At 67.7% G+C, this 13,186-nt stretch carries 9 protein-coding genes; 5 read left to right on the top strand and 4 right to left on the bottom strand.

The features are described from left to right. Positions 1–322: 322 nt before the first annotated feature. Positions 323–964: a DUF305 domain-containing protein gene (locus ABT352_RS20680; RefSeq protein ID WP_350946487.1), complete on the bottom strand. Its 642-nt coding sequence runs from the start codon at positions 962–964 to the stop codon at positions 323–325. Positions 965–1,269: 305 nt separating this feature from the next. Here ABT352_RS20680 and ABT352_RS20675 point away from each other — a divergent pair, with 305 nt between their 5' ends. The 4 genes from ABT352_RS20675 (at position 1,270) to ABT352_RS20660 (ending at position 8,765) form a co-directional block, all read left to right on the top strand. Continuing rightward, positions 1,270–3,057: an LVIVD repeat-containing protein gene (locus ABT352_RS20675; protein ID WP_350946486.1), complete on the top strand. Its 1,788-nt coding sequence runs from the start codon at positions 1,270–1,272 to the stop codon at positions 3,055–3,057. Positions 3,058–3,162: 105 nt separating this feature from the next. Next, positions 3,163–3,789: a hypothetical protein gene (locus ABT352_RS20670; RefSeq protein WP_350946485.1), complete on the top strand. Its 627-nt coding sequence runs from the start codon at positions 3,163–3,165 to the stop codon at positions 3,787–3,789. A 627-nt stretch (positions 3,790–4,416) separates the two neighbouring features. After that, positions 4,417–7,551, top strand: a complete 3,135-nt coding sequence (locus ABT352_RS20665; RefSeq protein ID WP_350946484.1) for an OmpL47-type beta-barrel domain-containing protein — start codon at positions 4,417–4,419, stop codon at positions 7,549–7,551. Positions 7,552–7,706: 155 nt separating this feature from the next. Then, on the top strand, positions 7,707–8,765 hold the full coding sequence (locus ABT352_RS20660) for a COG1470 family protein (protein WP_350946483.1): 1,059 nt from the start codon (positions 7,707–7,709) through the stop codon (positions 8,763–8,765). A 78-nt stretch (positions 8,766–8,843) separates the two neighbouring features. On the opposite strand, the gene ABT352_RS20655 is transcribed toward ABT352_RS20660, so the two are convergent. Together ABT352_RS20655 and ahcY are read right to left on the bottom strand one after the other, a co-directional pair. Next, entirely contained in the window at positions 8,844–10,094 is a 1,251-nt protein-coding gene (locus tag ABT352_RS20655) for an adenosylhomocysteinase (RefSeq protein ID WP_350946482.1), read from the bottom strand. A gap of 86 nt (positions 10,095–10,180) precedes the next feature. Further along, positions 10,181–11,608 (bottom strand): adenosylhomocysteinase, encoded by a 1,428-nt coding sequence (gene ahcY / locus ABT352_RS20650; protein WP_350946481.1) that lies wholly within the window; start codon positions 11,606–11,608, stop codon positions 10,181–10,183. Between the two features lie 219 nt (positions 11,609–11,827). Here ahcY and ABT352_RS20645 point away from each other — a divergent pair, with 219 nt between their 5' ends. Continuing rightward, positions 11,828–12,169 carry a MerR family transcriptional regulator gene (locus ABT352_RS20645; RefSeq protein WP_350946480.1) on the top strand — a complete coding sequence of 114 codons (342 nt, stop codon included), beginning with the start codon at positions 11,828–11,830 and terminating at the stop codon, positions 12,167–12,169. A 67-nt stretch (positions 12,170–12,236) separates the two neighbouring features. On the opposite strand, the gene ABT352_RS20640 is transcribed toward ABT352_RS20645, so the two are convergent. Then, positions 12,237–13,166 carry a cation diffusion facilitator family transporter gene (locus ABT352_RS20640; RefSeq protein WP_350946614.1) on the bottom strand — a complete coding sequence of 310 codons (930 nt, stop codon included), beginning with the start codon at positions 13,164–13,166 and terminating at the stop codon, positions 12,237–12,239. Between the last annotated feature and the right edge of the window lie 20 nt (positions 13,167–13,186).

The following is a 13,186-nucleotide window of genomic DNA, read 5'->3' as shown; positions in this document are numbered from 1 at the left end:
ACCGGCCCCGGCCGCGAAACAGGCATAGAACGAACACGGAACGGATACGGAAAAAGCACGAATCGGCGAATCAGTGAATCACCTGCACCGACAATTGGACTGACAAATCATGACTTTGTCAGAACAAAATTTGATTCATCTCTTTACTTGATCCTCGGAAAAAATTTACAGGACACCTTCTTTCCTGTTCGCCCCCGCTTGGGCGACGGTCAATACCAAAGATCGGTGACCATTGTCCCCGCCGTCGAAACAGCCGCCCGTCCACGCCTTTCCCGCCCCCCTCCCCGGGCGAACGCGCCCCGGCCGGGAGGGGGAACGACGATCAGCCGGAAGCGGGAGCGCCCAGCTGGGCGAGGAGCTTCTGCATGCGGTCGATCTCGATGCGCTGGTCGGCGTCGACGTGGGAGGCGTAGGTGAAGATCTCCGTTTCCTGGCCGCCACCGTCGGCGAACAGCTTCTCGACCATCTGGAGCGCGCCCGTGTGGTGGATGATCATGTATTGCACGAAGAGCCGGTCGAAGTCCTTGCCCGTGGCCTTCTTCAGCTCGGCGAACTGCTCCTCGTTCAGCATCCCGGGCATGAGCTCCCCACCTGCGCCGGAGTGATCGTGGTTCGCGTCCGGCACCTTCTGGTCGCGGTCCTGGAGCCAGCGTCGCATCAGCGCGACCTCGTCCTCCTGGGACGCCTGCATCCGCTGGGCGATCAAGGTGATGTCCCGGTTCTTGCTGCGGGAGGGCACGAGGTCGGTCATCCGCAGCGCCTGGGCGTGGTGCGGGATCATCCCCTGCATGAAGAGCACGTCGGCGGCGGTGAACAGGGTGTCCGCGACCGTTGGCATCGAGGAGGCGGCGAGCGTCTGTCCGCGATCTCCCGGCGCTCCCGGCTGAACGATCACTGGAGCGGCCGACGCCTTGGGCGACTCCGTGGTGCATCCGGCGAGCATGCCGACCGCGATCACGAACATGCTTACATTTCGCCATTTGGGCAGTGAAGTCATTATGTGAACCCCTTGCACCCTTCTAGGTAGCGGCCATCCGGAACAGTAGATATGTCAGGGTATAGAACATCAAGGCCGCTTCCGTTACAGTTCGGCGTGTAACACCAAAGTGGATCTCCCCCCCAGCTGGCGTCACAAAGAGGCACCGGCAGATCCCGGGTCGCCCTTCGCGATAGATCACCTAGGGAGGGGATGCCCGAAAGAAAGGGAAGCGGCCCGTGAGAGGTAGCCGTTCGGCGCGTGGGGGACGTGCCAGACTACAAAAGCTCGGGATGATCGCGATAGGTGCGGTGTTGGCAGGACTCCTGCCGGCCACGGCCTCCGCGGCGGCCGACGTCGACCCCCGCATCGGTCTTGGTGCCGGATGGTTGGACGCCCAGGAAGCCATCAGCAACCTGGAGAAGACCGCTCACCTGGACAGGCCGGAGGGCTTCTACGTACCCTCCAACCCAGGCAGCGGTGGGTATCTCAACTCCGACCTGGCGTTCAGTGGGAACTACGCGTTCTCCGGTAACTACAACGGTTTCAACATCTACGACATCTCCACGGGCAGCACGCCCGTTCTGAAGACGTCGGTGGTCTGCCCCGGCGGGCAGGGCGACCTGTCGGTGCAGGGGAACCTGCTCTTCATGTCGGTCGAGGAGACCCGCGGTCGGATCGACTGCGGCACCCAGGGGGCCACCGGAACCGTCAACCCCGACAGGTTCCGCGGCGTCCGTATCTTCGACATCAGCGACATCGAGCACCCGACGCAGGTGGCGGCGGTGCAGACCTGCCGTGGTTCGCACACGCACTCGCTGGTGACCAGCAAGAACGAGCCGGAGAACCTGTACGTCTACGTCTCCGGCACCTCCAGCGTGCGCTCCGGCCAGGAACTCGCGGGCTGCGCCAACACGGCGGCGACCGACCCGGCCACCTCGCTGTGGCGGATCGACGTCATCCGGGTTCCGCTCGCCGCTCCGCAGAACGCCGCGGTCGTGAGCAACCCCCGGATCTTCACCAACGAGGAGACCGGCGCGATCAACGGGCTGCAGAACACGCCGCCCACCCCGCAGCACCCGGCCGGCACCAACTGGTCGCCGTCACCGGTCACCAACCAATGCCACGACATCACGTCGTACCCGGAGATCGGTCTCGCCGCCGGCGCCTGTGCGGGTAACGGCATCCTGATCGACATCTCGGACCCGACGAACCCGAAGCGGCTCGACGCGGTCTCCGACCCCAACTACGCGTACTGGCACTCGGCCACCTTCAACAACGACGGTACGAAGGTCGTCTTCACCGACGAGTGGGGCGGCGGCTCCGGTGCGCGCTGCCGGACCACCGACCTGCCGTCGTGGGGTGCGAACTCGATCTACGACATCGTCGACGGCAAGCTCGTCTTCAAGAGCTACTACAAGCTCCCGGCGCCGCAGACGACGCTGGAGAACTGTGTCGCGCACAACGGGTCGCTCATCCCGGTCCCGGGTCGTGACGTCATGGTCCAGGCCTGGTACCAGGGTGGCCTGTCGGTGTTCGACTTCACCGACTCCGCCAACCCCAAGGAGATCGCGTTCTTCGACCGCGGCCCGGTCAGCCCGACCTCGCTGGTCACCGGTGGCTTCTGGTCCGCCTACTGGTACAACGGCCACATCTACGGTAACGAGATCGTGCGCGGTTTCGACACCTTCAAGCTGAAGCCGAGCGAGTCCCTCACCCAGGCCGAGATCAACGCCGCGGCCGCCGTGAAGACCGACAGGATCAACCCGCAGAACCAGACGAAGTTCACCTCCGGTCTCTCGATGGCCCTCACCGCGCAGGCTCGTTGTGTGGGTACCACGGCGCACCTGGCGGTCACTGCCGTCAACAACGGCACCGTGCCCGCCGACATCGCCCTGTCCACCCCCTACGGCACCAAGACGTTCGCCAACGTGGCCCCGGGCAAGCAGGCCTACCAGTCCTTCAACACCCGGACCGCGCAGCTCGCCGCCGGCACCGCGACCGCCACGGGCGCCGCGACCATCGGCGGCCAGGCGGTAACCGCCGACCACAACACCGCCTACAACACGCTCAGCTGCTGACCCGACCTCAACGGCGACACAGCACACCCCCTTGAACGTCGCCACTTTCAACCGGGGCCGGCCGACAGACCGGCCGGCCCCGCCCCCCATAAACGGAGCAAGCCCATGAAGTCCACCCGCACCACCCGGGTCATCGCCGCGTCCCTGCTCGGCCTCGCCCTCGCCGCCACCGCCGCCCCCGCGATGGCCTCCGCCGACCCCGACGAGGGCATCGAGGTCTCGGTCAACATCGACCCCATCCGCGTCCCCGGTGAGGTCTCCATGACCGTCGCCGACAACAACGGCGTCACCCTCACCGAGAACGGCACCAACGCCGCCGCCCGCCAGTTCACCGGCACCCTGCCCACCGTCACCGTCACCGACACCCGCCTGCCCGCGGAGATCCCCGCCGGGGACTTCTGGGCCGTCGTCGGCCAGGCCAGCCAGTTCACCGCCACCGGCGGCACCGCCACCATCGGCCCCGAGTACCTCGGCTGGGCCCCCCGCCTGATCAGCGAAACCGAAACCGGAGCCGTCGCCGCCGGCGAGCCCGTCTCCAGCGTCATCTCCGACGGCACCGGCGCCCCCAACGTCGGCCTCCAGGGACAGGAACTCCTCGTCTCCACCGCCAACTCCGCCGACGAGATCGGCACCTGGGAGGTCAACGCCGACCTCGCCCTGCGCACCCCCGTCGACGTCACCGCCGGCGAGTACAACTCCACCCTCACGCTCTCGCTGTTCAACCAGTCCTGAGCCGACGGGTAGCCCGTTTCCGCCCGCCGCGGCGAGACCACGTCCACTGTCGTGACGAGTCATGAGAGGGAATCCGGCACCTCCCCCACACCCGCCGGCACACCGTCACATGACGACCGACGACAACCGACGCGATACCCGCCGGCCTTCCTTCCGGCAGGTACGACACCGCTGGACGGGCGTGTCACGACTCGGCGCCGGTGGAACCCCCCGGTTCCACCGGCGCCACCGCCTTTCCTGACACCGGACCGTCCGCACCCCGGGCGCGCTCCATGGTCACCAGCCGGGAGCACCGTTCGATCCCCCATGTCCACGGGGGTTCGTGCGGCACCATCGACACGGCCTTAGGGCGCTATATACCGAAAAATCCTTAGAAACCATACCGTTATCTAAAAGTCCAAATTCGGGCTATATGACCGCTTGACGAAAAACGGAACGTTGCAAAAGACTGCCTTCGACTTGCGTGCGCCCCGCCAGGCCGACCCCCTACCTGGCAGCACGCCAGATGGAGGATCAGTGAGAGGCGCTGCCTACAGCAGACGAGTTCGACGTTCCCTCGTCTTACTCGCACTACCCATAGCGATCACTGTCAGCTCGCTCCCGGTGCTCGCCGATCCGGGACCGCCGGTGAGCGACGTCGCTCCTGATCGGCTGCCCGCCACCGAGCAGAACGGCGTCGCCCTGATCAGGATCGTCGTACCCGACCAGTCCGACGTGGACCGGCTGACCGACATGGGGGTGGACCTGGCCGAATACAAGAAGCCCCTGGACGACGGCATCGAGGTGCACGCCGTCCTCAGCCCCGAGGAGGCCGACAGCCTCAGGGACCAGGGCTTCGACCTTCGCGGCGTCATCTCCGACGAGAGCGACTTCGCCGCCAACAAGGTCGAGCGGTCCAAGGCTCTCGCCAAGAGCACCGCGGCCGAGGCCGCGGAGGACACTCTCACGGTCCTGCGCGCGGAGTGGTTCACCAGTGTGGACAACCAGCGCTTCCTGTCGGTCGAGGTGAAGTCGAGCGCGACCGACGCGCAGACCGTCCTCACCACCACCTGGGACAGCGGCAAGAACACCGCCCCCGACTCGGGCGGCACGGCGACGATGTCCCGCTTCACCGACGCCGGCCAGTACATGTACCACCGGTTCACCTCGCCGCTCGCGGTCGACAAGGAGCCGTCCAAGGTCACGGTCACCAGCAACCGCGGCGGTTCGGTGACGGCGAAGGTGACCAAGTGGCTGGGTGCCACGCGCAAGCCGCCGAAGCCGCACTACGTCTCCGACTTCGTCGACCGCTACATGGACCCGACCGAGATCACCGATCGGATCGTCGGCCTCGCCGCCGAGTTCCCGAAGATCTCGGAGATCGTCGACCTGCCCTACAAGACGAACGGCTACCGCCGGTCCGCCCAGGCGCAGTTCGGCACGGCCACGGCCTCCATCGTCTACCTGAACTCCAAGAGCTACGGCAGCGAGGGCGGCAACGACATCACCGCGGCGCTCGTCAACCCGAACGCCGCGGACTCCCCGCTCTCGGTCACGGTCAACGGCAAGGACATCGTGGTCAACCTGGCCACGGACGCCTCCGGCGCGATCACCAGCACCGCCAAGCAGGTGGTGGACGCCGTCAACGCCAACTCGGCGGCATCCGCTCTGGTGACGGCGAACACCTACCGCGGCAACGCGGGCGCGGGCGTGGTCGCCGCCGCGGCGGCCGTACGGCTCACCGACTTCCTCACGGCGCCGGCGAGCGTGTCACGCGACCCGTTCCAGATGAAGGTCCTTCGCATCGGCAAGAAGCGGGACCGTTCCAAGACCGGCGTGTTCCTCTACTGCCAGGAACACGCTCGTGAGTGGGTCACCCCGATCACCTGTCTGGAGGCCGCCGAGCGGCTGCTGCGCAACTACGCGCAGGACAGGGAGACCAAGAAGCTCGTGGACGACCTCGACATCTTCGTGCTGCCGACCACCAACCCCGACGGCTCGCACTACTCGATGTACGACTACAACATGCAGCGCAGGAACATGACCAACCACTGCGCCGACAACGCGTCCGACCCCGCGCGCCGCAACTCCTGGGGGGTGGACCTGAACCGCAACTTCTCGGTCGGCGCCTTCTCCGACGGATACAACGGCGCCTCGGCGACCTGCACCAGCGACACCTACGCCGGCCCCGCCAAGCTCTCGGAGCCGGAGGCCCGCAACGAGGTGTGGCTCACCAACGAGTACCCGAACATCAAGTTCGCGATGAACACGCACTCCTACGGCGGCTACTTCATGTGGCCTCCCGGCGCCTACAAGACCGCCGGACGCGAGGTGCTGCCGCGGGTCGACTTCGGTACCGAGAACTACTTCTGGTCCGCCTCCGACCACATCCTGTCCGCGGTGCAGACCCACCGCGGCACGGCGATCTGGCCGGGCCGCACCGGTCCCGTCACCGACGTCCTCTACTCGGCGGCCGGCAACAGCGCCGACGAGCACTGGTACAACCGGGGCATCATCGGCTGGGACTTCGAGGTCGGCGCGGACATCTACGACCCGGCCACCCAGCGCTTCACCGCGGTCGGTTTCCAGCCGCCCTTCAGCGAGGGGCACCAGGAGGCGATGGAGTTCGCCAACGGTCAGATCGCCATCCTGGAGGTCGCCCGTGCCTTCGCCGAGGACCAGAAGCGTCCCACCTCCAGCCTGAAGATCACCGATAGGACCGAAGGCTCCACCACGTTCACCTTCGAGGTGAACGAGCCCGCCAACGTGTACTACACGCTGGACGGCACGCGGCCGACGTTCGACTCGCTGAAACTGCGGGCGGCGGGCATGCGTGAGGCGGCCCAGAAGATCACGGTCGACAAGACCACCGAGGTGTCCTGGTTCTCCGTCGACATCGCCGGCAACGTCGAGAGGAACTACAAGCCGGAAGGCAACGGCGCCAACTACGGCAAGCAGACCGTGAAGGTCACCAACAAGGCGCCGGTGACGACCGCGACGGTCGCCCCGGCCCAGCCGGCCGGAGGCTGGTTCACCGGTCCGGTGTCGGTGACGCTGTCCGCGACCCCCGGGAAGGACGGGAAGAAGGTCGACCGTACCGAGTACCAGCTCGACGGCGGCGCCTGGACCACGTACACCGCGCCGGTCGCCATCACCGGCGACGGCTCGCACGAGCTGGCCTACCGCTCCGTCGACAAGGGGGGCAACGTCGAGGCGACCATGACGCTCACCGTCAAGATCGACGCGACGGCGCCGACGACGACCTCGGCGGTCGGCTCGCAGGACAACGGCGGCGTGCCGGTCACCCTCTCCGCGACGGACGAGACGTCCGGCGTGGAGAAGATCGAGTACTCCCTGGACGGCGGCGCCTGGACGACGTACACCGGGACGGTCATCGTCTCGGGGCAGGGGCAGCACGAGGTGCGGTACCGCGCCGTCGACAAGGCCGGGAACGTCGAGGAGATCAAGGCCGTCGAGGTGCCGGTCGCCCCGACGCTCCCGCTCACCGTGACGGCGGAGTCCCGTTGCGTGGGTACGACGGCGCACCTGGCGGTCACGGCCGTCAACAACGGAACCGCACCCGCCACCATCACCCTGTCGACCCCCTACGGCTCCAAGACCGTCGCCGACGTCGCCCCGGGCAAGCAGGCATACCAGTCCTTCAACACCCGGACCGGGCAACTCGCCGCCGGCACCGTGACCGTCACGGGCGCCGCGACCATCAACGGCCAGCCGGCCACCTCCACCTACGACACCACCTACAACACGCTCAGCTGCGGCTGACCCGATCCCGACGCCGACCAGTGAACGCCATCTTGTTCAACCGGTCCTGAACCAATGGCGGGGCAGAACGCCACCCCCCGCTGTGCGTGTCCGGGACGTGTGCGAACCTAACCCACACGTCCCGGATGTTCACCATGAAACAGGAGATACCACCGTTGTTCACGAGCAGTTCGCGGAGGGCACTCGCCCTCTTCTCCGCCCTCTGCGCTGTCGGCGCGACCACCTTGACGGGATACGCCCTCCCGGCCGCCGCCGCGGGCCCGGGGGACATCACCTGGTCGGTCGCGCCGGCCGACGCCAAGGGCCCCGACGGCCGCAGCGCCATCGACATCGAGCTCGCCGGTGGGCAGGAGGTGACCGAGCACATCGCGGTCACCAATCGCTCCACCAAGGAGGTCGCCTTCGCGATCGACGCCAACGACGGCTACCTGACCGCCAAGGGACTGTTCGACATGCGGCCCTCGGACGCCACGCCGACCGACGGCGGGGCATGGATCAAGATTCCCGAGCGGGTGACGATTCCCGCCGGTGGCACCGCCGTCGTGCCGGTCAAGGTCTCGGTGCCGAAGAACGCGACGCCGGGTGATCACCCCGCGGGGGTCACGGCGTCCGTGGACACGATCTCCGGCCAGGTCAGGGTCCAGAACCGGGTGGGGGTCCGGATGAACCTCCGGGTGACCGGCGACTACGTGGCCAAGGTCGCCGTGACCGGCCTGCGGGCCGAGTACAAGGGATCGTGGAACCCGTTCTCCTCGGGGTCCATCGACATGACCTACACCGTCACCAACGAAGGCAATGTCCGGGTGGCCGCGGACACGAATGTCCAGACGTCCGGATTCGTCGGCGAAAGCGGATGGAAGGACACCTCCGACGCCAAGACCAGAGAGGTCATGCCGGGCGGCAGGCGCGAGTTCACCGTACAGGTGACCGGCGTCTGGCCGCTGGGACCGATCACCTCGCAGGTCGTGGCGACCCCCACGGTCGTGGGTGAGTCGATCCAGGGCGTCGCCGCCCAGCAGACCACGGTCGACACCTCGCTCTGGGCGTTGCCGTGGCCGCAGCTCGTCTTCCTCGTCCTCCTCGTTCTCGCCTTCCTCGTCGCCCGGACGCTGCTTTCCCGGCGCCGCAAGCGCCGCGAGCAGCAGGCCGCGATCCTGCGCGAGGCGAGCGAGCTGATCGCCCAGTACGGCAACAAGCCGGAGAAGTCATCGTGACATCGTCGTGGCAGGGGGTTCTCCCCGGCCCGAGGCCGCGTGCGCGGCGTATCCCGTCTGTGACCGAGGGAAAGGAGGTCAGGAACCGAGCCGCCAGGAGTGGAGGTACTCCTCCTGGTCAACGGTGAGATCGTCCATCTCGATCCCGGCCGCGGCCAGCTTGAGCCGCGCCACCTCCACGTCGACCTCTCCCGGCACGTCGTAGACCCCCGGCTCCAGCCGCGCCCGCTCGCGGACCAGCCACGCCACCGAGAGCACCTGCGCGGAGAAGGACATGTCCATGACGGCGGCGGGATGCCCCTCGGCGGCGGTGAGGTTCACCAGGCGGCCCTCGGCGAGCAACAGGAGCCTGCGGCCGTCGGCGAGCACGTACTCGTCGGTGTTGGGGCGGACCCCCCGGTGGACGGCGTGCGCCAGGTCGTCCAGGGCGCGGACGTCGATCTCGACGTCGAAGTGCCCGGCGTTGGCCAGGATCGCCCCGTCCTTCATCTCCGCCAGGTGCTCACCCCTGATCACGTCACGGTTGCCGGTGACCGTGACGAACACGTCCCCGACCCGGGCCGCGGCCGCCATCGACCGTACGTCGTAGCCCTGCAGTAAGGCGTCCAGCGCCTTGACCGGGTCGATCTCGGTCACCACGACCCGCGCCCCCAGGCCCCTCGCCCGCTCGGCGACGCCCCGGCCGCAGTAGCCGAATCCGGCGACCACCACGGTCTTGCCCGCGAGCAGGGTGTTCGTGGCGCGCATGATCCCGTCGATGGTCGACTGACCGGTGCCGTAGCGGTTGTCGAACATCCGCTTGGTCCGCGTGTCGTTGACCGCCACCACGGGAAACCTGAGCGCCTTCTCCGCGGCCATCCGCCGGAGCCTGATGATCCCGGTGGTGGTCTCCTCGCACCCCCCGGAGACCGTCTCCAGCAGCTCGGTCCGCTCGGTGTGCAGGATGTTGACGAGGTCACAGCCGTCGTCCAGGACGATGTCCGGCACGATGTCGAGCGCCTGGTGGATGTGGCGGTAGTAGGCGTCCATGGTCACCCCGGCCCGCGCGTGCACGACGACGCCGTAGTCACGGAGCGCCTCGGCGACGTCGTCCTGGGTGGACAGGGGGTTCGACGCGGCCAGCGCGATCTCGGCCCCGCCCGCCTTGAGGGTGCCCATGAGCACGGCGGTCTCGGCGGTGACGTGCAGGCACGCGGCGATCCGCAGCCCGTCGAAGGGCCGCTCCGCGGCGAACCGCTCGCCAAGGGCGGTGAGCACGGGCATCGCCCGCGCCGCCCACCCGATCCTCAGCTCCCCCGCGGCCCCCAGGGCGCGCTCAGCGCTGTCCACATCTCTCCCCAGATCTACCCGAACCCCGAAATCGCCGGAAGGCCCCCGCGAAGCGGCGGGGGCCCGGCGAAACTCGACCGCGGATGTCAGTAACGGTAGTGGTCGGACTTGTAGGGGCCCTCGACGTCCACGCCGATGTATTCGGCCTGGGCCTTGGTGAGCGTGGTGAGCTTCACGCCCAGGGCGTCGAGGTGGAGGCGCGCGACCTTCTCGTCCAGGTGCTTGGGCAGCACGTAGACGCCGACCGGGTAGTCGTCGGTCTTGGTGAACAGCTCGATCTGCGCGATCACCTGGTTGGTGAAGGAGTTGGACATGACGAACGAGGGGTGGCCGGTGGCGCAGCCCAGGTTCATCAGACGGCCCTCGGCGAGCACGATGATCTGCTTGCCGTCGGGGAAGCGCCAGGTGTGGACCTGCGGCTTGACCTCGGTCTTCTCGATGCCGGGGATCCGGGCCAGGCCGGTCATGTCGATCTCGTTGTCGAAGTGACCGATGTTGGACACGATCGCGTTGTGCTTCATCCGGGCCATGTGGTCGGCCGTGATGATGTCGAAGTTACCGGTCGTCGTGACGAAGATGTCGGCGATGCCGACGACCTCCTCCAGGGTGGTGACCTGGAAGCCGTCCATCGCGGCCTGCAGCGCGCAGATCGGGTCGATCTCGGTGATGATGACGCGGGCGCCCTGGCCCTTGAGCGCGTCGGCGCAGCCCTTGCCGACGTCGCCGTATCCGGCGACGACCGCCACCTTGCCGCCGATCAGCACGTCGGTGGCGCGGTTGAGGCCGTCGATCACCGAGTGGCGGCAGCCGTACTTGTTGTCGAACTTGGACTTGGTCACCGAGTCGTTGACGTTGATCGCCGGGAAGAGCAGCGTGCCGTTCCTGAACATCTCGTACAGGCGGTGCACACCGGTGGTGGTCTCCTCGGTGACGCCCTTGATGCGCGAGGCGACCTTGGTCCAGCGCTTCTCGTCGGTGACCGTGCGGCGGAGCAGGTCGAGGATGACGCTCCACTCCTCGGGGTCGTTCTCGTCGGCGCTGGGGACGGCACCGGCCTTCTCGTACTCGGCCCCCCTGTGGACGAGCAGGGTGGCGTCGCCACCGTCGTCGAGGATCATGTTGGGGCCGTCGTCACCGGGCCACGTCAGAGCCTGCTCGGTGCACCACCAGTACTCCTCCAGGGTCTCGCCCTTCCAGGCGAAGACCGGGACGCCCCGCGGGTCCTCCACGGTGCCCTCGGGGCCGACGACCACGGCGGCGGCGGCGTGGTCCTGGGTGGAGAAGATGTTGCAGCTCACCCAGCGGACCTCGGCGCCGAGCGCGACCAGGGTCTCGATGAGCACGGCGGTCTGGATGGTCATGTGCAGCGAGCCCATGATCTTCGCACCGGCCAGCGGCTGGGCCGCGGCGTATTCCTTGCGGATGGCCATCAGGCCCGGCATCTCGTGCTCGGCGAGCTGGATCTCCCGGCGGCCGAAGGCCGCGAGAGAAAGGTCGGCGACCTTGAAGTCCATGTGGTTACCCCTCTGGTTGATGGGCGGCGTTCGCCTCACACCCTCGCCCGTCGCGCTCGTCTCGCGATCGTGCTTCGCTCTGGGGCCGGGCCCGCCGTTCCATCGGAACAGTCGATGTCTGGGAGTTTAGGCGGCCGGAACGGCTCCGCGCACCCTCTGAGCGGGTAACCTGACACAAGAATGTAAGCTTTTCTGGGAAATCACCGGAAAGAGGGCACCATGCGGATCACCGAGGCCGCCAGAAAGCTGGGCATGTCCCCCCGGATGCTCCGCTACCGCGAGGCACTCGGACTGCTGCCCCCGATCAGGGACCGGGGCGCGCACCGGCGGTTCGGCCCGGAGGAGCTCTCGGCCGTCGCCCAGAGCGTCGAGCTGGAGAAACGGTTCGACGTCTCCCCCGCCGAGCTCGCCTTCGCACTGCGCACACTGAGCGAACCCGCGGTCGCACAGGCCGTACGGGACCTGGGGCTGCGGATCGGCCGCCTGCAGGCACCCCGCAGGGCACTGGACTTCGAGAAGGAGAAGGCGCTGCGCCTGCTCCAGCGCCGCACCCAGCGGTGACACCGCGAATCCCGGACGACTCCCACGGGTCCGGAGCCTTTCACGGCCCCGGACCGTCCGGTGAGACTCAGACGCGGTCGGCGACGCCGGCCCTGTCGAGATCGGGCTCCAGATAGATGACGCGCGCCTCGGGAACGGCGGCGCGGATGCGCTGCTCGGCCTCGTCGATGCCGCGGGCCACCTCGGCGGCCGTGTCGTCGTGGTCCACCGCGATCTTGGCGGCGACCAGGATCTCCTCGGGCCCCAGGTGGAGCGTGCGCATGTGGATGACCCGGGTCACCTCGGGCGCGCTCTCCAGGGCGTCCGCGATGCGGGTCTGAACCTCGGGCCCCGCGCTCTCACCGATCAGCAGCGACTTGGTCTCGATCGCCAGGATCACCGCGATCACCGCGAGCAGGGCGCCGATCATCATGGTGCCGATGCCGTCCCAGACGGGGTCGCCGGTCACCACGGCCATCGTCACGCCGAAGAGCGCGAAGATCAGGCCGAGCAGCGCGCCCAGGTCCTCCAGCACGATGACCGGCAGCTCGGGCGCCTTGGAGCGGCGGATGAACTGCACCCACGACTGCTTTCCACGGACGTGGTTGGACTCGATGATCGCCGTCCTGAACGAGAACCCCTCGGCGATGATCGCGAAGATCAGCACGCCGAAGGCCCACTGAGGCGACGTGAGCTCCTCGGGAGCGTGGATCTTGTGCCAGCCCTCGTAGAGCGAGAACACCGCGCCGATGGTGAACAGCACCACCGCCACCACGAACGCGTAGAAGTAACGCTCCCTGCCGTATCCGAAGGGATGCTGGGGCGTACGCGCCCGCTGCGCGCGCTTGCCGCCCAGGAGCAGCAGCGCCTGGTTGCCCGAGTCGGCCACCGAGTGAACCGATTCGGCGATCATCGATGACGAGCCCGTGAAGAGAAACGCCACGAATTTGGCCACGGCGATCGCCAGGTTGGCCGCCAACGCCGCGATGATTGCCTTAGTACCGCCGCCCGCGCTCACGGCAGCCTCCACTCAGCTGG

Origin of the sequence: Streptosporangium sp. NPDC000563, assembly GCF_040299985.1 — a bacterium.
Taxonomy (GTDB): domain Bacteria; phylum Actinomycetota; class Actinomycetes; order Streptosporangiales; family Streptosporangiaceae; genus Streptosporangium.
The sequence above is the reverse complement of the archived record's forward strand: the minus strand, read 5'-3'. Positions and strand labels throughout refer to the sequence as shown.